This is a genomic window from Flagellimonas lutimaris, assembly GCF_003581615.1.
GTDB lineage: Bacteria > Bacteroidota > Bacteroidia > Flavobacteriales > Flavobacteriaceae > Flagellimonas > Flagellimonas lutimaris.
This window is the reverse complement of sequence record NZ_QXFH01000069.1, coordinates 28183-50039: the sequence shown is the minus strand read 5'-3', so window position 1 is coordinate 50039 and position 21857 is coordinate 28183. Positions and strand designations below refer to the sequence as shown.

At 40.6% G+C, this 21857-nt stretch carries 12 protein-coding genes and 1 tRNA gene; 3 read left to right on the top strand and 10 right to left on the bottom strand.

The features are described 5' to 3' along the window. Positions 1 to 2 precede the first annotated feature (2 nt). From pdhA to porV, 3 genes are all read right to left on the bottom strand, one after another. Complete coding sequence (gene pdhA / locus D2V08_RS03615) at positions 3 to 1001, bottom strand: pyruvate dehydrogenase (acetyl-transferring) E1 component subunit alpha (protein ID WP_100816255.1); 999 nt, start codon at positions 999 to 1001, stop codon at positions 3 to 5. Positions 1002 to 1083: 82 nt separating this feature from the next. After that, positions 1084 to 1575, bottom strand: a complete 492-nt coding sequence (cdd, locus tag D2V08_RS03610) for a cytidine deaminase (RefSeq protein WP_119606734.1) — start codon at positions 1573 to 1575, stop codon at positions 1084 to 1086. Between the two features lie 77 nt (positions 1576 to 1652). Further along, entirely contained in the window at positions 1653 to 2798 is a 1146-nt protein-coding gene (gene porV / locus D2V08_RS03605) for a type IX secretion system outer membrane channel protein PorV (RefSeq protein ID WP_119606733.1), read from the bottom strand. A 376-nt stretch (positions 2799 to 3174) separates the two neighbouring features. Here porV and gldJ point away from each other — a divergent pair, with 376 nt between their 5' ends. Both gldJ and D2V08_RS03595 read left to right on the top strand, forming a co-directional pair. Next, on the top strand, positions 3175 to 4824 hold the full coding sequence (gldJ, locus tag D2V08_RS03600; RefSeq protein WP_119606732.1) for a gliding motility lipoprotein GldJ: 1650 nt from the start codon (positions 3175 to 3177) through the stop codon (positions 4822 to 4824). A gap of 65 nt (positions 4825 to 4889) precedes the next feature. Next, on the top strand, positions 4890 to 6164 hold the full coding sequence (locus D2V08_RS03595) for a UDP-N-acetylmuramoyl-tripeptide--D-alanyl-D-alanine ligase (protein ID WP_119606731.1): 1275 nt from the start codon (positions 4890 to 4892) through the stop codon (positions 6162 to 6164). Positions 6165 to 6180: 16 nt separating this feature from the next. On the opposite strand, the gene D2V08_RS03590 is transcribed toward D2V08_RS03595, so the two are convergent. Both D2V08_RS03590 and D2V08_RS03585 read right to left on the bottom strand, forming a co-directional pair. Further along, positions 6181 to 6255, bottom strand: a tRNA-Val gene (locus tag D2V08_RS03590). A gap of 27 nt (positions 6256 to 6282) precedes the next feature. Then, positions 6283 to 6696: a 6-carboxytetrahydropterin synthase gene (locus tag D2V08_RS03585; RefSeq protein ID WP_119606730.1), complete on the bottom strand. Its 414-nt coding sequence runs from the start codon at positions 6694 to 6696 to the stop codon at positions 6283 to 6285. Between the two features lie 166 nt (positions 6697 to 6862). On the opposite strand from D2V08_RS03585, the gene D2V08_RS03580 reads away from it, so the two are divergent. Beyond that, a complete protein-coding gene (locus D2V08_RS03580; protein WP_119606729.1) occupies positions 6863 to 7546 on the top strand; it encodes a metal-dependent hydrolase in 684 nt (227 codons plus the stop codon). A 54-nt stretch (positions 7547 to 7600) separates the two neighbouring features. Here the strand turns inward: D2V08_RS03580 and D2V08_RS03575 are convergent, their stop codons facing one another. From D2V08_RS03575 to D2V08_RS03555, 5 genes are all read right to left on the bottom strand, one after another. After that, the gene (locus tag D2V08_RS03575) at positions 7601 to 8308 is read right to left on the bottom strand and encodes a hypothetical protein (protein ID WP_119606728.1); all 708 of its coding nucleotides are present in this window, start codon (positions 8306 to 8308) and stop codon (positions 7601 to 7603) included. Further along, positions 8305 to 14964 carry a BspA family leucine-rich repeat surface protein gene (locus D2V08_RS03570; RefSeq protein WP_119606727.1) on the bottom strand — a complete coding sequence of 2220 codons (6660 nt, stop codon included), beginning with the start codon at positions 14962 to 14964 and terminating at the stop codon, positions 8305 to 8307. The genes D2V08_RS03575 and D2V08_RS03570 overlap by 4 nt, the downstream gene beginning before the upstream one ends. A 474-nt stretch (positions 14965 to 15438) precedes the next feature. Beyond that, positions 15439 to 16896, bottom strand: coding sequence for a sulfatase family protein (locus tag D2V08_RS03565; RefSeq protein WP_245980484.1), 1458 nt, complete (start codon positions 16894 to 16896; stop codon positions 15439 to 15441). A gap of 22 nt (positions 16897 to 16918) precedes the next feature. Next, the gene (locus tag D2V08_RS03560; RefSeq protein WP_119606726.1) at positions 16919 to 18355 is read right to left on the bottom strand and encodes a RagB/SusD family nutrient uptake outer membrane protein; all 1437 of its coding nucleotides are present in this window, start codon (positions 18353 to 18355) and stop codon (positions 16919 to 16921) included. 18 nt (positions 18356 to 18373) lie between these two features. Then, positions 18374 to 21778 (bottom strand): SusC/RagA family TonB-linked outer membrane protein, encoded by a 3405-nt coding sequence (locus tag D2V08_RS03555; protein ID WP_119606725.1) that lies wholly within the window; start codon positions 21776 to 21778, stop codon positions 18374 to 18376. Between the last annotated feature and the right edge of the window lie 79 nt (positions 21779 to 21857).

Here is a 21857-nt window from a genome sequence, read left to right as displayed (position 1 = left end):
AATTATAATTTATGTTGTAAAAATGGATAGTCTTCTTGCTCGTATACGGTATCGTACATTTGCTCTTTTGGTGGGAAGTCTGATTCTTCAGCGAATTTCTCACATTCTTTAACCAAGTCCTTCACCTTTTTGTCGATTTTCTTTAGGTCGTCTTCGGATGCATATCCTTTCTCTAGGATAATATCTTTCACCTGAGTAATAGGATCTATCTTTTTATACTCTTCTACCTCATCTTTTGTTCTATAATGCTGTGCATCAGACATGGAGTGTCCACGATATCGGTATGTCTTCATCTCCAAGAAAGTTGGCCCTCCACCTGTTCTTGCTCGCTCAATGGCTTTATCCATTTCTTTGGCAACAACAGCAGGGTCCATTCCATCTACAGGACCACATGGCATTTCGTAACCTAGACCCAATTTCCAAATATCAGTGGAGTGTGATGTACGTGCTACGGAAGTTCCCATGGCATAACCGTTGTTCTCACAAATGAAAACTACAGGCAATTGCCATAGCATGGCCAAGTTGAAAGCTTCGTGCAACGAACCTTGTCGTACGGCACCATCTCCCATATAGCAAAGGGTTACGGAATCTCTTTTGAAATACTTATCGCCAAAGGCCAATCCAGCACCTAAAGGAATTTGTCCACCAACAATTCCGTGTCCACCATAAAAACGGTGTTCTTTGGAAAAAATGTGCATGGACCCACCATTACCTTTTGATGTTCCGGTAACTTTTCCATAAAGTTCTGCCATTACTCTTTTTGGGTCTACACCCATACCGATTGGCTGAACGTGGTTTCGATAAGCAGTGATCATACGATCCTTATCTAGGTCCATTGCATGCAAGGCACCTGCCAGAACTGCTTCCTGACCATTATATAGGTGTAGAAAGCCTCTAACTTTTTGCTGAATATATACGGCGGCAAGTTTATCCTCGAATTTTCTCCAGAAAAACATGTCCTCGTACCATTTAAGGTAAACTTCTTTGGTGATTTTTTTCATCTACAGTTGTATTAAATGAATTTCCCCCTGTGGTAGGGAAAGGCAAAAATACATATATATCTGTTTTGGAAAAAGATTTGAATTAAGAATCGCCTAAAAATGAACTATTAAATGCTAAAGGTAAAATGTCCGCTATGGAATTACATTTATAAATGGGTCCTTTCTCGGACCTAAGCAACAATGATATTGGAGAATTCTGCTTTTGCTCATACTCCATTATAGATTGTCTGCAGTTACCACACGGAGCTGCTGGCTCCTCCACTTCGTGTTTAGAAGACGAAGCACTGATAGCGACGGATTTAATGGTAACACCAGGGTATTTAGCTCCTGCATGAAAAATCGCTACGCGCTCAGCACAGAGACCTGAAGGATAGGATGCATTTTCCTGATTATTGCCTATTACTACCTCCCCGTTTTCCAACAGGACTGCCGCGCCCACCTTAAACTTTGAATAAGGTGCATATGCATTTTCTCTAGCCTCCGCCGCATCCTGTAACAATTTTCGGTCGTTTTGTGACAACTCTGCTTCATCGTCAAAAATGAACAGTTCAAAACCAATTTTTCTTTTTTCCATGTAAACTTAATGGTGTATCCCAAAAATAAGAAAACCTGTCCAAGGGACAGGTTGTTTCCTATTTATTTTAGGCTTTCTTAGTCATTATAAAATTCTTCCCCAAAATCAAAGGAGAGCGAAAATCGCAAGGTGTTTTCCAACGGGTTCCTGACCTGTGAAGTTGAAAATAGATAAGAAAGATCTATTTGTGCTGATTTGAATTTAAAACCTGCTCCCAGTGTAAAGAACTTTCTGGAGCCCTTTTCTTCACTTTCATTAAAATATCCGCTTCGCAACATAAAAGCTTCTCTAAACCTATATTCGGCCCCTAGTGCCCATGTAACTTCTTTTAACTCTTCACCAAACCCATCGGGCGCATCACCGAAAGACTCGAATATTCCATTAAAGAAACTAATGTTTTGGTATTCATCATTATCTTCAACTGTAATGTCACCATCGCCGTTGAAATCTCTCGGGGTAGGCACCAATAGCTTATTAAATTCGGTATTTATGGCCAGAACATTGTCTTGGTCGAAAATAAAATCAAAACCTCCTCCAAATTTAAGGTTGGTGGGCAAAAAGTTTTCCTGCCCCCCTTCATCATACTGAAGTGAACCTCCTATGTTTGAAATATTGAAACCAAATCTCCAACGACCATCATAATTACTATAAGCAATTTCACGAGACCTAAAAAAACCTGCGATATCTACGGCAAAGGCATTTGCAGCCTGTGAATCCTGGGTTCCATCTTGAAACCTCAAGTTGGAACTAATAAACCTTCCTCCAACTGCCATGGAAAAGCTTTGGCTGAGTTTTAGAGAATAAGACCCGTCCAATGCAAACTCATTTGGCTTTACCAAAGTGGCATCTTGATCAATGGTTTGTCTCAACTCTATTTCTCCCAATCCAAAATAGCGGAGTCCAAAGGCAAAAGCGCTTCGGTCATTAAGCTTATTATAATAATTGGCATTCAATAGGGAAACATCGTTCACAATGGTTTCCAAGTATGGAGTATAACTCACACCCACACCCGATTTTTGGTCTGCGAAAGCATATTTAGCCGGGTTCCATTGCTGGGAATAAGCATCAAAGGACGTTGCAACCCCCATATCGCCCATACCGGATGCCCTAGCATCTGCAGCTATGGTTAAAAATGGAACAGCTGTGGTAATCGCCCTTTCTTGCTGTGCGCTCATCCATGGGGCTACGGTAAGCAACACGACCAATACGAGTAACTTTTTCATTCTAAGTATTTAGCGTTTAGTAAAGTTCAAGGTCCAAAATAAACTTATTGGATTATTACATGTAAACGTTCATTTCCATAAATTCTTGTAATTGTCAGTGGATTTTTTAAATCAATGAAATCCAAGCTAAATCTAAAAGAAGCTTTAAAGTACACCTAATTCGTTAAAAACAAAGGTATCCATACTAATTTAGCACCTTCTCCGTTACTGAAGTATAGCATGTGCCAATTATCACATTGCCATAAATATTTGATGCGCACAAAATATAATGGTAAAAACACCGTTTTAATGCCATCGAAAGGATTTAAAAAAATCAAAACAAGTCGAAGTTACTGAGGGTATAGACCCTGAGTTTTAAAGTACTCAAGCCCAAATTATGAAAAAACACTTAATCAAAGTTGTACTTTCTTGCGCCGTAGTGATGGGAAGTTTTTCCAGTTGTAAAAACTCTTCCTCATCCAAGAATGTCTCCAGAGCCACTGGTTGGAAAATTAATGCCAAAGAAGGGGGATTTCAATACAATTCGGACTTTAAGGAGCAAGAAACTCCTCCAGGAACAGTATTTGTAGAGGGTGGAACTTTTACCAAAGGTAAGGTCCAGGACGATATAATGCACGATTGGAACAACACCCCGACCCAACAGCACGTACAATCCTTTTATATGGATGAAACGGAAGTAACCAACGTAATGTACTTGGAGTATTTGGATTACTTGAAAGAGGTTTATCCTCCAGAAAATCCCAATTACGCCAATATATATAAAGGTGCCCTTCCCGACACTTTGGTTTGGAGAAACCGATTGGGCTTTAATGAAACAATGACAAACAACTACCTTAGACACCCTGCATACGCAGAATACCCGGTTGTTGGTGTTAATTGGGTACAGGCCACCCAATATGCCGAATGGAGAACCGACAGGGTAAACGAAGTTATGCTGGAGAGAGAAGGTTATTTGGCGGAAGATTCCAAATATAAAGTTTTGAACGGCGAAATCGATGGAACGTTCAGCACCGAAGCTTACCTTAACAATCCAGAATCTGTTTATGGCGGTGAAATTGATTCCCTCCAAGGAAAACAAAAACAAGATTCCATCAATGCTTTTGCCAAGAGAAGCAGCGGTATAATAATGCCTGCTTACAGACTACCTACCGAAACTGAGTGGGAATATGCTGCCCAAGCCCTTGTTGGAACCAGAGAGTACAATAACTATAGAGGTAGAAAAAAATACCCATGGGAAGGTGATTACACCCGTAACGGACAACGTGTAGGACGAGGAGACCAATTGGCCAACTTTAAACAAGGTAAAGGTGATTATGGCGGAATTGCCGGATGGTCCGATGATGGTGCCGATATTACTGGTGAGGTTAAATCATACAAACCCAACGATTTTGGCCTTTACGACATGGCTGGAAACGTAAACGAATGGGTTGCTGATGTATACCGTCCCATTGTAGATGATGAAATAAGTGATTTTAACTATTATCGTGGAAACGTCTTCATGAAAAAGGCGATTGGCGAAGATGGAAAAGTTGAGATCTTGACAGATAAAATTGTTTATGACACATTGCCAAATGGTAAAATTGTGGCCATCAACCTTCCAGGAGAAATAAAAGAAGTTCCCGTTACTGATCAGGAAACCTACCTAAGGACCAATTTTGACAAAAGTGACAACAGAGGGTTTAGAGACGGTGACCCAGGTTCTTCTAGATTCTTCAGCCGTTTTAGCGATGAAGAAGACAACCAAAAAATGTACGATTCCCCACAACACAAGGTGGAACGCAATGAAGATGGTGAACTTGTTCGCCAGTATGATGAATCCAACTACAGGACCTCTTTGATCAACAATGAAGTTCGAGTATATAAAGGTGGATCATGGAGAGATCGTGCTTACTGGTTAGATCCTGCACAACGTAGATACTTGCCACAATATATGGCAACAGATGACATCGGCTTTAGATGTGCCATGTCTAGAGTTGGATCTAAATCTAGATCTAAAAAGACAGTACGCCACAAAAAAGCGAGATAAAATAACCTATTGAGTATTTAAAAAGCCCCGACCAAAAGGTCGGGGCTTTTTTTTATCTTCGATTTATGACAATAGAAGAATTACACGCTCTATTCTTGGCGTACCCCAAAATATGTACGGACACTCGAAAAATCAGTGAGAATTGTCTGTTTTTTGCCCTAAAAGGCCCAAACTTTAATGGAAATGCTTTTGCTCAAGACGCTTTGGATAAGGGAGCCGCCTTTACGATAATAGATGAGGAAGCGTTCAGCACCTCCGATAAAACCATTTTGTGCCAGGATGTTTTGAAAACGTTACAAGAACTGGCAACCTACCATCGAAACCATTGTAAAGCAAAAGTGATATCGCTAACAGGAAGCAATGGCAAAACAACAACTAAAGAACTCATCAATTCGGTAATCTCCAAAAAATATAAAACCATTGCCACCCAAGGCAACCTCAACAATCATATTGGTGTTCCACTGACTCTTTTATCCATTAAAGAGGATACCGAAATAGCCATTGTGGAAATGGGTGCCAACCATCAAAAGGAAATCGAGTTTTTATGCAACATAACCCAGCCAGATTTTGGCTACATTACCAATTTTGGCAAGGCCCACTTGGAAGGTTTTGGAGGTGTGGAAGGAGTAATCAAAGGAAAAAGCGAAATGTATGATTATCTAACCTCCCATAATAAGTATGTTTTCCTTAATGCCGATGATCAGATTCAAAAAGAAAAACTGGACTCCTATACCAAAAAGATAGGCTTCAGCACCAGCGACCATCAATATTACAATATTAAATTTCTTGGAATCGATCCTTATGTAGTTTTGGAGGCAGAAGGAACACGAATAAACACTCAACTAATTGGCAAGTACAACTTTCCCAATTGCTGCGCAGCTATTCTCATGGGCAAATATTTCAATGTGCCCTTGCAAGATATTAAATTAGCCATTGAGGCCTATCAACCACAAAATAACCGGTCACAAATTTTATCCAAAAACGGTTTTAACATTGTTCTTGATGCTTACAATGCGAACCCCACTAGTATGAAGGCCGCTTTAGAAAATTTCGCATCGATGGATAGCAGCCAAAAATCGATAATTATTGGTGATATGTTTGAACTGGGAACTACAGCATCCGAGGAGCACCAGACCATTGCTGATTTAACAGAGGAACTCAAATTTGACAATGTTTACCTAGTGGGTGAAAACTTCTTTGGCATCAAAACATCATTCAATAAGTTTAAATCTTTTGATGATCTTAAAGAACATCTTGAAAAAAAACCTTTGGAAAAAGGAACATTACTTATCAAAGGTTCTAGAGGAATGGCACTGGAGAGGGTTCTGGATATTTTATAGAAGGAAGAAAATAAAGTGGGATATACTGGATTCGAACCAGTGACCTCTGCCCTGTCAAGGCAGCGCTCTAAACCAACTGAGCTAATATCCCTTTTAAAACGGGGTGCAATATCGGAAATTAATCCCAATCTCCATACGCTGCAGAGTTCTTTGATGTCTCGTGCAAGGTAATGTGCAATAATTGGCCTTTTTTTAGTTTGGGTTTCAAAATATCGTAAATCACCTTTACGAAGTACTCCGTTGTTGGCAACAAGTTTTTGAACTCTGGGCAATCCTCGTTCAAATTTTTATGATCAAAACGTTCTTCCACCTCATCCTTGATCAATTTACCTAAATCAGCAAGGTCCATTACAAAACCGGTATCTGGATCAACCTCTCCTTTAATTCTCACCTCAAGGTCAAAATTATGGCCATGAAAACTAGGACTGTTACACTTACCAAAAACCTCTATGTTCTTCTCCTTGCTCCACTTAGGGTTATGTAACCTATGGGCGGCATTAAAATGTGCTTTTCTGCAAATTGTGGCAATCATGTTGCAAAGTTAAACTCTTTTTCTGCATTCCATATTTTTAGGATTCTAAAAATTCCTAAAACAATCTGCGCACCAACCTAAAATTCCAATTGATATTGACAAGCGTTCTTGTTAACTTTAGACGAAAGGAAAAAATCACGATAAGTAAAAATAAAAATTACACACTATGAAAATCACCTATTTAGGTCATGCTACACTTTTAGTAGAGATGAATGGAAAAAAAATACTGTTCGACCCCTTTATCACTGGTAACGAAATGGTATCCGACATTGACATTAATAGTCTCAAGGTCGATTACATTTTTGTGACCCACGGCCACCAAGATCATGTGCTCGATGTGGAAGCCATTGCAAAGAACAACCCAGAAGCGTTGTTGGTCTCCAATTTTGAGGTAGCCACTTGGTTCGGCAACAAAGGTATTGAGGGACACGGCATGAACCATGGTGGAAAATATACCTTTGATTTTGGGACTGCCAAATATGTAAATGCAATACATTCAAGTATGCTGCCCGATGGAAGCAATGGGGGAAACCCAGGCGGATTTGTGCTATATGATGATTCAAAGTGTGTTTATATCGCTGGAGACACCGCATTGACCAAGGACATGGAACTGATTCCCAAAACCTGTCCGAAATTAGATATTGCAGTGCTACCCATTGGAGATAATTTCACCATGGGATATGAAGATGCCGCTGTTGCAAGTGATTTTATTAAATGTAATCAAGTAATTGGGTACCATTATGATACTTTCCCACCCATTAAAATCGACAAGGCCAAAGCAGTTGAATATTTCGAAAAGAATGGCAAAAAATTAATGCTACCTGATATTGGAGAGTCAATAACGGTATAAAACAATAAAGCCTTCGAGAAATCGAAGGCTTTATTGTTCACTTGATTAATTATTTCATGGAGCCTCTGCACTCATTGTTGAAATGGAGAAATTACCTGAAGTGTCCTTAGATACTACCTCTACCGAATAACTCTCACCATTTAAAAACAAAACCGGTTCCAATGAATCTAAAGTATAATTCGCTTCTTCCATAAGAACGTTTTCATTTTCCCATACTTTCACATCATAGATTAGCACATCATTATCCTCATCGTTACCAATCCAACCTATGGACATTTCCATTGTTCCAGTATTAAAATCAATTGAGATTTCAGCAGCATAAGGAGCATAATTACCAACAGGCGTACCCGGGGTAGTAAAGGAATACGTATTTCCTGATGTTTCCCCAAACTCATTGATAGAATTTACGGACCAAGTATATGTTTTGCCTCGTTGTAACTCCACTTGAGTTTCTAAATTGGAAAAGGTATCTCTAAACACTTCCGAATTATCTTCCAACACCACCAACTCATAACTATCTGCATATTGGGCAGCATTCCAGTTAAAGGCAATTAAAACTTTGGATTCATCCGAAGGCACTTCCTCATAATCGGAACAGGGTTCTCCATTGGCTGGTAACGCACCCAAAACTCGAGCCGGCAAATCATTGCTTGGTTCGGGTTCTGGCAGCGGTTGTTCACCCCCTCCTCCTCCACCACATGATAAAAACAGGGGTATTATTACAACATATAGAACTCGAGAAATTAATCTTACCTTTTTCATCGTTTTACAATCTTTACAGTTTCCATACGTCCGTTAATTTCCATTTGTAGCAAGTAGACACCGGATTTTAGAGTAGAAACATCCATTATTTTATCGTTATGATTATACTGAAACTCCTTGACCAGTCTTCCATCAATACCAAAAACCTGAACATTAAATGTGTCATCATTGGATAAAATGTTTACACTTGCCGAGGTTATTGTTGGGTAAACCTGAATCGTATCCCCAATAAAAAAGCTATCGGATACAATACCTTGACAGTCATTTTCTCCAGAAATCGCGATTTCAGTCTGCCCATGTAAGTTGTTCAGGACAATGGTCTGCTCACTGGTATTTTCAAAAGTGTAATTTCGTATCTCACCATTCACCTGAACATTGTAATTTTCACTTCCTGCCACTTCATAAATAACAGTACCTGTTTTGGAATCCGTAGATGCTCTTTTACCTGTTACGGATGCCAATTCGTTAACAGTAACTCCATAGGTTTGTTCAAAAAGAATTTCTGGTATTGAAACTGTAATGGTATAGGTGCCTTCGGAAAGATTCCCTATTTCAAATTCCTGCCCAGAGACCACATCATCAAATTGATTGGTGTAGGAATCCCCTATAATGGAAATATCCATCAAATGTCCGGTTGTACTCATTAAAATAGTTACAGCTCCATCCGAACTACCAATACAACTTGGAGTCAATACATAAACCTGGATAGCATCTACGGGAATAATTTCGCAACCATATTCGTCGACAACTGCATCTGGTCGGGTATCCAAACAAAGGTCCAAATGATCTAAAACTCCATCGGCATCATTGTCCTCGTTGCACAATGGCGCTTTACCTCCATCAACAATGGTCCACCCAAAACCATCAATTAAGCTCTGTCGTGCTTCTTCAGAATCACAATATTGACTTGAGCCAGCGTTCAAAACAACATTGTTTTGTTTTAAGGTCAAGCTATTCCAACCAATCAATGTTTTGTCGTAATTATCCAAGGATAATCCTGCATTTAAAAAAAGGTAATCCATATTGGTCACATTACTTATTTCCCACTCTCCTAAGTTTTGGTCAAAAGAAGTTGCACCGTTAAACATTCCCCCTATAGAAGTTTTATTCCCCATATCCCAGTTCGATAAATCTTGGTTGAAAGAAACCGCCTCTAAAAACATCCCTGAAGTACTCTCTACATTGCTTACGTCCCAATCTCCCAGAGGTTGATTAAAAGTACTTGCCTTGCCAAACATAGAACTCATTTTTGTAACATTAGAAGTATTCCAACTATATAGCGGTTGATTAAACAAAGTTGCTTCGAAAAACATGGCCGACATATCGGTAACCGCACTTACATCCCAGACACCTATGGGCTGGTTAAATGATTCGGCGCCAGCGAACATTGAATTCATATTCGTTACGTTTCCAACATTCCATTTACTGATATCTTGATTGAATGATTTTGCCCCAGAAAACATACCTCCCATACTCTCAACGTTGGATACATCCCAAGTTGAAATATCTTGATTGAATGCACTTGCCCCAGCAAACATTGTGCTCATTGATACAACGTTGTGCGTATCCCAAGAACCTACATATTGATTAAAGGAGCTAGCTCCTAAAAACATCGCCCCAATTTGATTGACATTAGAAAGATTCCAATTAGAAATATCACTATTAAAATCAGTAGCATCGGAAAACATGTAAACCATCCACGTTGCCTGTGAAACATCCCAAGTCCCAATTGGCTGATTAAACTTGGATGCACCATCGAACAAATTGGAAAAATTGGTCACATTTCCGACATCCCAATTGGAAAAGGAATCATTCCCCTCTAGAGATTGACAAAATCTGAACATAGCCCCCAATGAGGTTACCTGACTTAAATCGGGTATATCTGTTGCCAAAACATCCATGTTGGAACAATTGGTAAATGCATTGTCCATAGAACTCCACCTACCCGTTCCCCATTGATCAACAGACAACAATTTATCCGAATCCTTTTCGGTTCCGTCGAAATCATTAAAATAAATCCTTGGAAAATCGCCACTAATCGAAACTTGATAGGTTCCTGCAGTTGCATAGGTATGTGTAATATCGCCAGTAACATTTGTATCTGAATTCCCATCGCCCCAGTCAACTGTGTAACTATAGGTTTCATCCAAGTGAGTTGGTATTGTAATTTGGTTGTCCGCTGAGACTCCTGGATTATCCGTTTTCCATGTGGTCACGAAATAACAACCATCGGTGTTGCCGTCATCGGTAATTGTCCACCCGTATGAGTCTATTAGCAATTGACGCTCGGAAGACGCCGAACAGAACTGACTATTGCCCGCATCGAACACGACCCCAGTTTGCAAAGTTGGCAAGGAACTCCAGCCCGTCAACAGACTATCATAATTTGCAGTCGATAAGGTTACCCCGTACAACATGGAAGTCATATCGGCAACATTTGAAACGTTCCAACCTCCTAGATCTTGATCAAAAGTCGAAGCTCCGGCCAACATTCCACTCATCTCGACAACGTTGGAAACATCCCAACTGGAGATATCTTGATTAAAGCTCAATGCCCCATTGAACATATTGCCCATTTGTTGAATGCTTGAAACATTCCAATTGGAAAGATTTCCGTTAAATGACTCCGCATTTTCGAACATATATGCCATGTTGGTAACATTGGATACATTCCAACCGTTTAAATCTTGATTGAAAGAGGTAGCCAGACCAAACATAGAGGCCATTTCTGTAACACTGGAAGTATTCCAATTGGAAATATCCTGATTAAAAGCACGTGCTTCGGTGAACATATTGCTCATGTTTGCCACATTGCCAACATTCCACGCTCCAATTTGTCCGTTAAAAGCTGAAGCATAGAAAAACATTCCATACATGTTGACCACATTGGAGGTATTCCAAGTGTTCAAATTTTGATTAAAAGATTCAGCGCCTCGGAACATACGTTCAGTGGTTGTCACATTTTGAATGTCCCAAGTTCCTATATTTTGGTTAAAAGCCTTGGCATCCAAAAACATTCCCATCATAGTACCGGCAGAACCGACATCCCAATTGGAAATATCCTGATTGAAATTCGTCGCCTCCCTAAACATGAAGTCCATACTGATGACTGAACTAAGATCCCAATCATTAAAAAGAGCGGTGCCAACTAATTCACCACATAGTCTAAACATATATTGTGTGTTGGTTACATTGGATAGATTGGGAGTATCCTCAGCAACAACATCCAGATTTGAACAACCATGGAAAGCATTAAACATAGAATACCACGCATTATCCCCCCATTGATTTACAGAAAGTATTTTCTCCTTGTCTCCTTGATTAACAAAAAAGATTTGTGGGAATGTTCCAGAAATTGAAACTTTATATATTCCTGGAGTACTATACGTATGAGTAATGTCTCCGGTTACATTTGAATCCGAAGTACCATCGCCCCAATCCACAGAATAGTCATAAATTACATCTGTAGAGGTTGGAATGGTGATTTGGTTATCTTGTGACATTCCAGGATTGTCAGTTTTCCAGGTGGTCACAAAAAAACACGCTTCGTTGGCACCTGCGTCGTTGATACTCCAGCCGTAGGTGTCAATTAAATATTGTCTCTCATCCGCTGCGCTACAATAATAATTATCCGGGGCTCCTAATTGCACCCCATTTTTTAAAGATGGCAACTGACTCCAACCCATCAATATTTTATCATAATTTGTATTTGAAAGGCCAGAGCCCTTGAACAAATTGGTCATATTCTCCATATCTTGAACATTCCAATTGCTCAAATCTTGATCAAACGATTCGGCATCTTCGAACATTCCAGTGAAATCTCTCTTTCCGGTAACATCCCATTCTCCAATTGAACCATTAAAACTGCTGGCTCCTCTGAACATAAAGTTCATATATGTAGCCTTTTCAATATCCCAATTTGCAATAGATGCGTTCCCCTCCAAAGATTTGGCATCCCAAAACATTCCGGTTAATGAAACCCCTCTTGAAAAATCGGGTATATCCGTTGCCGTAATATCCATATTTTCACACCCTGCAAATGCAAAATCCATTGACTTCCATCGGTTGGAACCCCATTGATCCACGGATAATAATTTTAAATCATCAGAGGTTTGGGAGCCAAATTCATAACCGTTGAAATATATTCTAGGAAATTTTCCAGTAATCGACACCTCATAAACTCCAGGCTGTGCATAAGTATGGGTAATGTCCCCTGTAACACCTTCATCAAAAGTACCATCTCCCCAATCTACCCTATAGTCATAAATATCTGTTGCACTCGTGGGTATGGTAATTTGGTTATCATTTGAAGGACCTGGGTTATCCGTCTTCCAAGTAGTGACAAAAGGCACTTCGGTTTCACAATCAATCCCGTAATCATTTATGGTCCAGCCGTAATCATTGATTAAAGTAGCTCTTTCGTTTTCGGCTGCACAGTATACGGCATCGTTTGCTCCCAACACCACGCCAGTTTTTAATCCTGGAAGTTGGGACCATGCAATCAGTATATTATCGTAATTTTCTTTGGATAAATCGGAATCATCGAAAGCATTGCTCATATCCAGCACATTGGTAATATCCCATAAACTAAGATCTTGGTCAAAATGTCCTTGGCTAAAGGCGTGCCGCATACTAACCAAGTTTACAACGTTCCATCCTGTAATATCATGATTGAAATAAGTGCTGTTGAATATAAAATCAATATTCACAACACTGCTTACATCCCAATCAGAAATATTTTGGTTGAACATACCACTGCTAAAAAGCCCTGCCATGTTCACTACATTGCTCACATCCCAAGAATTGATATCCTTGTCAAAACTGGAACTAAAAAACATATAGGACATATCCTCTACATTGCTCACATCCCAAGAGGGAATATCCTGATTAAATGAAGACTTATCGAACATATGGGACATATCCGTAATTGTACTTACATCCCAAGAATCGAAGTTTTCAACTCCATTAAAGTTCGGGAATTCTCTGGCATTTGCATTATTAAATGTGTAGTTACAATTGTAAAACATTCGGTTCAAACTCGTAACATTCGATAGGTTTGGAGCATCTGCTGCACCAACCGCTAGATTGGAACAGCCTGCAAAAGCCGACTCCATAGAAGCCCATTCAATATCCCCCCACTTTTTGATATTGAGAAGCTTAGCTGCATCCCCCGATTCGTTAAAATAAATTCGGGGAAAGTTCCCAGAAATAGAAACTTGATAAGTACCCGCAGTAGCATAGGTATGGGTAACACCAGCCACCACATCTGTATCCACAGTCCCATCGCCCCAATCTATTTCATAATTATAAAGGAATTCATTAGAAACAGGAATGCTAATCTGATTACTGGCTGAAGCTCCAGGATTATCCGTCTTCCAAGTGGTAACAAATGGACAACCTTTGCCTTCATCCGTTATGGTCCAACCATAGTCAGTAATAAGAAGTGTGCGAGCCATATCGCTACTGCAGAATGTACTACGCCCAGCATCAAATTGAACTCCACTCTGCAAACTTGGAAGGTTAGACCAACCAATAAGGGTACTATCGTAATTACCTTGAGAGAGTTTCGTAAAGGAAAACATATTGGACATACTTGTTACCTTTCCAATATCCCAATCACCTAAATTTTGATCAAACGCCTGCGCAAATTGAAACATATTTCCTAAATCCACTACGTTGGACATATCCCAAGCACTTAAGTCTTGATTAAATGACATAGCTTGATCAAAAAGTGAATTCATACTTTCTACATTGGAAACATCCCATTCACCAATAGGTTGATTAAATGAAGTAGCTCCGCTAAACACATTGGCCATAACTGTAACATTGGAAACGTTCCAACTACCGATAGGCTGATTAAAAGAACTTGCCCCAGAAAACATACCATTCATAAATATCAAGTTCTCTAAATTCCATGATGAAACATCTTGGTTAAACGCAGATGCTGTTTGGAACATATACTGTGCATCACGTAAATTTGATGTATCCCAACCTCCTATATCTTGGTTAAAAGATTCAGCTCCAGAAAACATAAACCCCATCCCCCCGACATTAGATGTATCCCAACCTCCGATATCTTCATTAAAAAGTATTGCATACTCGAACATACTATAAAAGGAAGTAATAGAACTTACATCCCAATTTCTCATAGCTTCATTAGTTGATAGGGAGGAACAAAACCTAAACATTGAGCTTAAATTATTAGTGTTTGAAAAGTCGGGGATGTCCGTGGCATTGATTACCATATTCTCACAACCAAAAAATGCATTTCGCATTGAAGTCCATTGATTCGAACCCCATTGATCTATACTCAACAATTTATTATTATCGTCAAGTCCATTCACTGAAAATCCCGAACCTCCAGAAACCACTTCGGCCTCAAAATAAATCCTGGGAAAAGTTCCGGAAATGGAAACTTGATAAGTGCCGGGAACTCCATAAGTGTGTGTGATATCACCTGATACGTTGGAATCGGAAGTGCCATCACCCCAATCAACAGTATAGTTATAAGTTTCTCCTGTAAAAGTGGGTATTGTAATTTGGTTGTCCGCTGATACTCCGGGATTGTCAGTTTTCCAAGTAGTGATGAATTCTGTTTGGGCAGATACCAAGAAATGTACCAAACCCAAAAGGATAGAGGTTAGTATTTTTTTCATGTGCTAGTTTAGTGCCGGAAACATACATCTATTATTGGGAATCGAAAAAAATATTTCGACAAAAAGTAATATTTTTCCTATTATGATGCTTTGAGAAAAAATACTTTTAGCAATCCACCATCACTCTCTATTTTTTCCAGACACAAACAAAAAAAGCCTCCGATTTCTCGGAGGCTTTTTTTCTGTGGGCGCTGAGGGATTCGAACCATCCCTGTCAACCCCTATATCTACTGAGTATATCCTTGCAAATACTTTTACTGCTAACCGAATTACAGACTTCTTATAATACGCTGACTTCGTAGACTTCAAAATTAACCATAAATAATTAATCGCTTAATAAGTTTGTCTATTTCTATCTTAAGAAAACCCTTGTTTTACCCACGAGGATATGGTCACACATAAAAAAGCACGACTTTCACCGTGCTTTTCTTCTTGAATTTCTATCAAATAATTAACTAAACTAGGGATAGACTCTTACTCTCCTCGATCTTTAAGTTGATCGGGGCCTTTTACCATATTATCGTTATGATTTTTTACAGCTTCATTAATTTCGGCTATAATTTCTGGATTTTCTTTGGAAATGTCATATTTCTCAGAAGGATCTACATTCAAGTTATAAAGTAAAGGTGTCTCATGCTCTACAGCATCTGGACCATAGGGGTCTTGGGTTATAAAATGTGCCTTATAATCGCCTAGACGAGCAGCATACAACTTATCCCCTCGGTAATAGAACATATCGTTTCTAGAACTCTTTTGGCCTTCAAATAATACGGGGGCCAAATCCACTCCATCCATTACCCTATCGTTAGGAATTGGTACGTTTACCATATTACTGAAAGTGGTGAACAAGTCCATTGTTGTACCCAAATCGGTAACTATTCCGGGTTTTATTCTACCAGGAGACCAAAAAATACAAGGCTCGCGCATACCCCCTTCCCAGGTGGATCCTTTTCCGTTTCTCAACAGTCCAGCACTTCCCCCTTCTTCGTTCATAATCAACCAAGGGCCATTATCGGATGTAAACACCACGATCGTATTTTCGGCAAGTCCATTTTGTTTTAAAGCATCAAGTACTTGCCCAACACTATGGTCTATCTCTTCCACGACATCACCGTATAAACCTCTTGGGCTGGTGCCTTCAAATTCCTTGGAAGTGAACAATGGCACATGGGGAAGGTTGTGCGCCAAATACAAGAAGAAAGGTTCGTCTTTTTTCTCTTCAATAAATTTTACAGCCTCTTCCGTATATCTCTTGGTAATGGTACGCTGATCGGCTGGACGTTCAACGATTTCCGTATCCCTCATCAAAGGAACATTAAATGTATTGATATCCTTTCGCTCTTCGGATTTCCAAAAATCAAAATACCCTTCCATCGATCTAAAGGGAACCACATTGTCCATGTCATTGCTGTAGGGGATTCCGAAATAGGAATCAAAGCCATGACTGGTAGGAAGAAATTCTTCCTTGTGCCCCAAGTGCCATTTCCCTATTGCCGCTGTCGCGTAGCCTGCCGCTTTCATCTGCTCCGCTATGGTAACCTCCGTTTGAGGCAACCCATTGTGCGAATCAGGAAAAAGCACACGGACTTCGCTGCTGGCCATACCGTTTCTCACGGGCAGCCTTCCTGTCATTAATGCAGCACGACTAGGTGTACAAACACTGGCTCCCACATAAAAGTTAGTCCATTTTTGGCCTTCATGGGCCATTTGATCTAAATATGGTGTCCGGATGGTCGGGTGACCATAAGAGCTTAAATCCCCATAACCCAAATCATCGGCAAAAATGATGACAAAATTAGGTTTATTACTTAGCGTAGCTTCGGTGTCTTTTTCTTGGTTTTTTTGATTTCCCTGACAGGAACAAACCGTAGTTACCACAAGAAATCCTGCAGTAACCCAAAGCATTTTGTTTATCTTTTTAAAATTGAACATCTTGATTATTTTGTTTTATAGATTAATAACCTGGGTTTTGTTCCAAGCTGGGGTTGGCATCCAACTCCACTTGGGGAATGGGGAACAATACATGGTAATCCTGTGCATTTTTGCCTCGAGTCTGGGCCCTGGAAATAAATACACCATGTCTTATCTGATCTTCACGAGCTTTTTCTTCCCAATAAAATTCCCATTCCCTCTCTTGTAAAATAGCATCACGAAGTGACGCCTTGGTAAACCCTGCCAACGTATATGGCGTAGCTTCCGCCCTTTCCCTTACTTCGTTGATAAGGTCAATAGCTTCTTGGGTCGGTCCTGAGATTTCATTCAGGGCTTCTGCTCTACTAAGTAGAATGTCTGCATAACGAATTACGGGAAGGTCATTTCCAGCCCAAGCCCCTATGGAATTGGGCTCAAAAGGCAGTTTATATGGGAAGGACTGATCGTTTCCAAGTCCTGTGACCAGTTCTCCAGTATTGGTACTGGTCCATTCCGTAATAATCTGCTCCTTACGGGTATCCGTTTCCTCAAAAGAATTCACGAAGTCATCAAAAAGGTACGTTCTTGCAGCAAATACAGAGTTGTTCGAAAACGGCACGGGAAAATCAGGTGGAAAGGTAAGTGCGTTCAGGCCTTGACCTGTCTCTGTCAAAGTTGCCCCATCCTTTGGGAGCACCCAAATCAACTCCGGGTTGCCTTCATTGTCATATGCAAAAATATCCCCGTAGCTTTCAAGCAATTCATATTTGCCCAAATCCATGACATCCTGTGCAGCATCAGCTGCTTTTTGCCATTGTTTCGTATTCAGGTAAAATTTACAAAGTACGGCTAAAGCCGTTCCCTTGGAGGCTCTTCCAAATTGTGGTTCTTCAACGGGCAAACCATTCACGGCCAAAGTAAGTTCCTGTTCAATAAACGAACGCGTATCTTCCACAGTTGCTCTCGGTTGCAATAGCTCATCTTCCGAAGAAGCGTAGATTGGAAGTTCCCCAAACCAATTATAGAGGGCAGCATAATTCCATCCCCTTAAAAAATGAGCTTCCGCCTTGGTCAATTGTTTAAACTCTTCCGAAAGGTTTTCATTGTCCAAATTGTCCAGAATAAGATTGGCATCACGGATACTGTTATAGTGCACCTGCCAAACTGATAAAAAATGCGAATGGTTGGAATCCCAAGTAAAATCTATTTCGGCCACCCAAAGGTTTTCAATGGAACCTCCAAGCCCCCAGGTTTCGCCAGCGGTCATGCTACTCATATGATACGCGCCCCATGAGGCCTGAACGTCATTGTTCCTGTGCGCATAGGTATAAGAAGCGTTCAATAAAAATGACATCCCCTTTTCATTGTTCAAGAGATTGGAAGGTGACAGTTCAGAAAACACTTCTTCATCGAGCTTATCTTCACAAGCTGTAAAAACGGTTGCCAAAAAGGCAATGATTATTATTCTATGTAATTTCATTTCTTTATGTTTTGAGTCTTAAAAATTAGCAGTCAGTCCCAAAAGGAAAGTACGGGCCAAAGGATAACTACTGTAGTCTACCCTTACATTACTTCTACCAAATGAATTGGCCTCTGGATCAAAACCACCGTAATTGGTTATGGTAAACAAGTTCTGACCTGTTACATAAACACGGAGGGCGTTCATAAAGTCCAAGTTCTTTACAGGGATGTTATAGCTTAGCATTACATTCTTCAATCTAAAATAGGATGCATCCTGTACTGTAAGGGAATTCACCTTGCTTCCACCATAAGCATTGGGGTTGACGGATGACGGCCATTTGGTGTCCGTATTCTGAGGCGTCCAACGGTCCAAAACTTGTTCTGCTATCCTATTTCTCCTAAAGTTTGCGGGATACAAAGATTCTATGAGGTTAATATTGATCAAATCGGCCCCTTGCTGCCCTTGAAAAAAGAAGTCCAATTGGAAATCTTTCCAAGTAATGGAGTTTTGAATACCATAGGTGAAATCCGGGAACGGGTTTCCGATTATGGTTTGATCCAATGGGGTAATCGCCCCATCTCCGTTACGGTCCTCAAAAATTGGAAAACCAGGTTGTGCGGTCGGTTGTGCAGAGCCTGCAATATCATCTCCTTCCTGAAAAATACCGGTAACCACATACCCATAATAAGAAGCCAGTGATTCGCCTTCTTGAATGACAGCTGTATTTCCAACGGATTGGATACTTCCGGTAACGATACTTTCAATACGACCCAAATCCACCACTTCATTTTTTATGGCCGAGAAGTTCAAGGATGTTTTCCATGAAAAATTGTCAGTGGATATATTGGTGGAGTTGAACAAAATCTCAAAACCGCTATTTTTCACCTCTCCTACATTCTGGAGGATGGAGGGATATCCTGAAGCTACGGGCAACGGCAGGTTGAATAGAAGGTCCTTGGAACTTTTAACAAAGTAATCCAAAGTAGTGCTAAAGCGACCTTGGTGAATTGATGCATCAATCCCTATGTTAAACTGCTCCGTAGTTTCCCACTTAAGATCCGGGTTGGCAATTCGCTGAGGAATTGCAGACCCTTGCAGCGACCCATCCAGCACCACGTTGGGTCCTGTGCCAAAGGTTAGCTGGGAGGCATAGTTTCCAATTTCTTGGTTTCCGGTCTGTCCCCAACTAGCACGCAACTTTAGTTGGTTGAACGTTTCAGGAACAAAATCCTCCTCTTCCAATTTCCAACCAAAGGCAAAGGAAGGGAAATACCCCCACTTATTATTGGTGCCAAATCGAGAGGAACCATCTGCACGCAAGGAAGCCGTAAGCAAAAACTTATCGAAAAGCGTATAGTTGACACGACCTAGATAGGAAAGCAAGGTATTCTCTTCCTTGCCACTTTGCAATTCGTCATTATTGGTATTTCCTAATCCTAAATTGTTGGTGAGCAGATCATCCGTGGGAAAACCACTAATGTTTCCTGAGAAAAAACGGGTGCTGAACTTTTGGTATGTGGTACCTCCAAGCAATGTGAGTGCATGATCTTCATTGAACTGCTTGTTATAGGTCATTGTATATTCAAAAAGATAATTGGACCTCTCCAATGTATTGATGTTGGCTATTCCTCCAGCAGCCGCTCCATATATCGTATTTGAATTATTGTAGATGTCTCTTCTTGATGTTTGCCTATCGGTACCAAAATTAAATTTACCCGATAGCTCATTCGTGAAGTTGTAATTTAGGAACACACTCCCAAATGTCCTGTTGGTTTCATTAGTACTGGATATGGCATTGATCAAAGTAACCGGATTGTTGACGGTAAGGTTTGCCGATTGGGCGAAGGTGCCGTCTTCATTATAAATGGGCTCTGTGGGGTCATATAGCAAGGAGGCATATATGGGCCCCGCGTTCTCATTGGTCTGGATACCGTCCACATTATTGTTGTCCTTTACCAAACTGGTGTTAAAGTTCAACCCCAACTGGGCCCTTTCGCCAATTTTGGTATCAAGATTGATTCTTCCCGTATATCTTGTAATGCCCGAGTTTTTTACAACACCTTCTTGGTCAAAGTAATTCAACGAAGCATAAAACGATGTTTTCTCCGATCCACCGCTTACGGATAGATTATGGCTGGTTATGGGAGCAGAACGAAAAACTTCGTTCTGCCAGTCCGTTCCATTCCCAATTGCGGCGATATCTTCGGAAGAAAACACTGTCGGGTTTCCTTGATCAGCCGAAAGGGAATTTATTACATCAATATATTCGGATGTGGTCAAAAGGTCAATTTTTTTAGCCACGGTCTGCAGTCCTGCGTAAGCATCGTAGGTAATGTTCACTCGTCCTTCCCCACCCTTTTTGGTAGTTATCAATATTACACCGTTTGCACCACGAGAACCATAAATGGCCGTTGCAGAAGCATCCTTTAAAATTTCAATGGATTGAATATCGGCAGGGTTCAATGCGTTGAGTGGGTTTCTTGGGCTTTCGTTATCCCCTACCTGTGCGGCGCCTCCCCCACTTAAATTTGGACTGTTGTCAATGGGAAAGCCGTCGATTACATATAGGGGCTCGTTACTTGCATTCAAGGAGCTGGAACCTCTAATACGAATGGCCAACCCTCCTCCGGGAGCAGAACTTGATTGCGTTATTTGCACACCTGCAGCCCTACCCTGCATCATTTGATCTACGGAAGCATTGGCTCCTGGATTCATATCATCCTGCCCCAAGGAAGCGACCGAACCTGTCAAGTCACTCTTCTTCTGGGTTCCATATCCAACCACTACAATTTCGTCCAAAGCGGCCGCACTTTCCTCCAAAACAACATTGATGGTCGTTTGCCCTGCCACATTGATCTCTTTCGAGCCAAACCCAATATAGGAAATCACCAATACCGCATCCTCATCCGATAGTTCGATGGCAAAATTTCCATCAAAATCGGTCTGCACACCATTGGTGGTCCCTTTTTCCAGTACACTGGCACCGGGCAAAGGCATTCCGCCTTGATCCGTAACGGTTCCTGAAACGGAAACCTGGACCATTGGATCATTGACTTTTGAAGGAACTGGAGGTGGTTTTTTAAAAATGATCACTTGACGATCCTGTACTTTGAACCCTAAATTGAATCGTTCCAGTACGGGCTCCAAAATCATTTGAAGGGTCGCATCCTTTTTGGTTACCGTTATTCGGTCACCGACAGGAAGGGTGCCATCTTTATAGAAAAATATGTATTCGCTGTTCTTTTGGATCTCATCCAATAGGGTTTCCACTTTCACCCCATGCAAGTCGAGGGTCATTTTGGATTGGGCATTGGTTTCCTTCGCAAAAAGCGTTGTCAATCCGACAGCTAAGAAAAGTGCAAAAGATCTCATTAGGTCTAAAATGATGTGTCTGGTCACATTTATGCCCAAAAAATGCGCACATCTAGTGTGATAATTCATAATTTTGTTGTTCAGTTAATAGTTTTGTCGTTAATTCTTTGCGATAGAACGCATTACAGGCCAAGGGATGTTGGCGCAT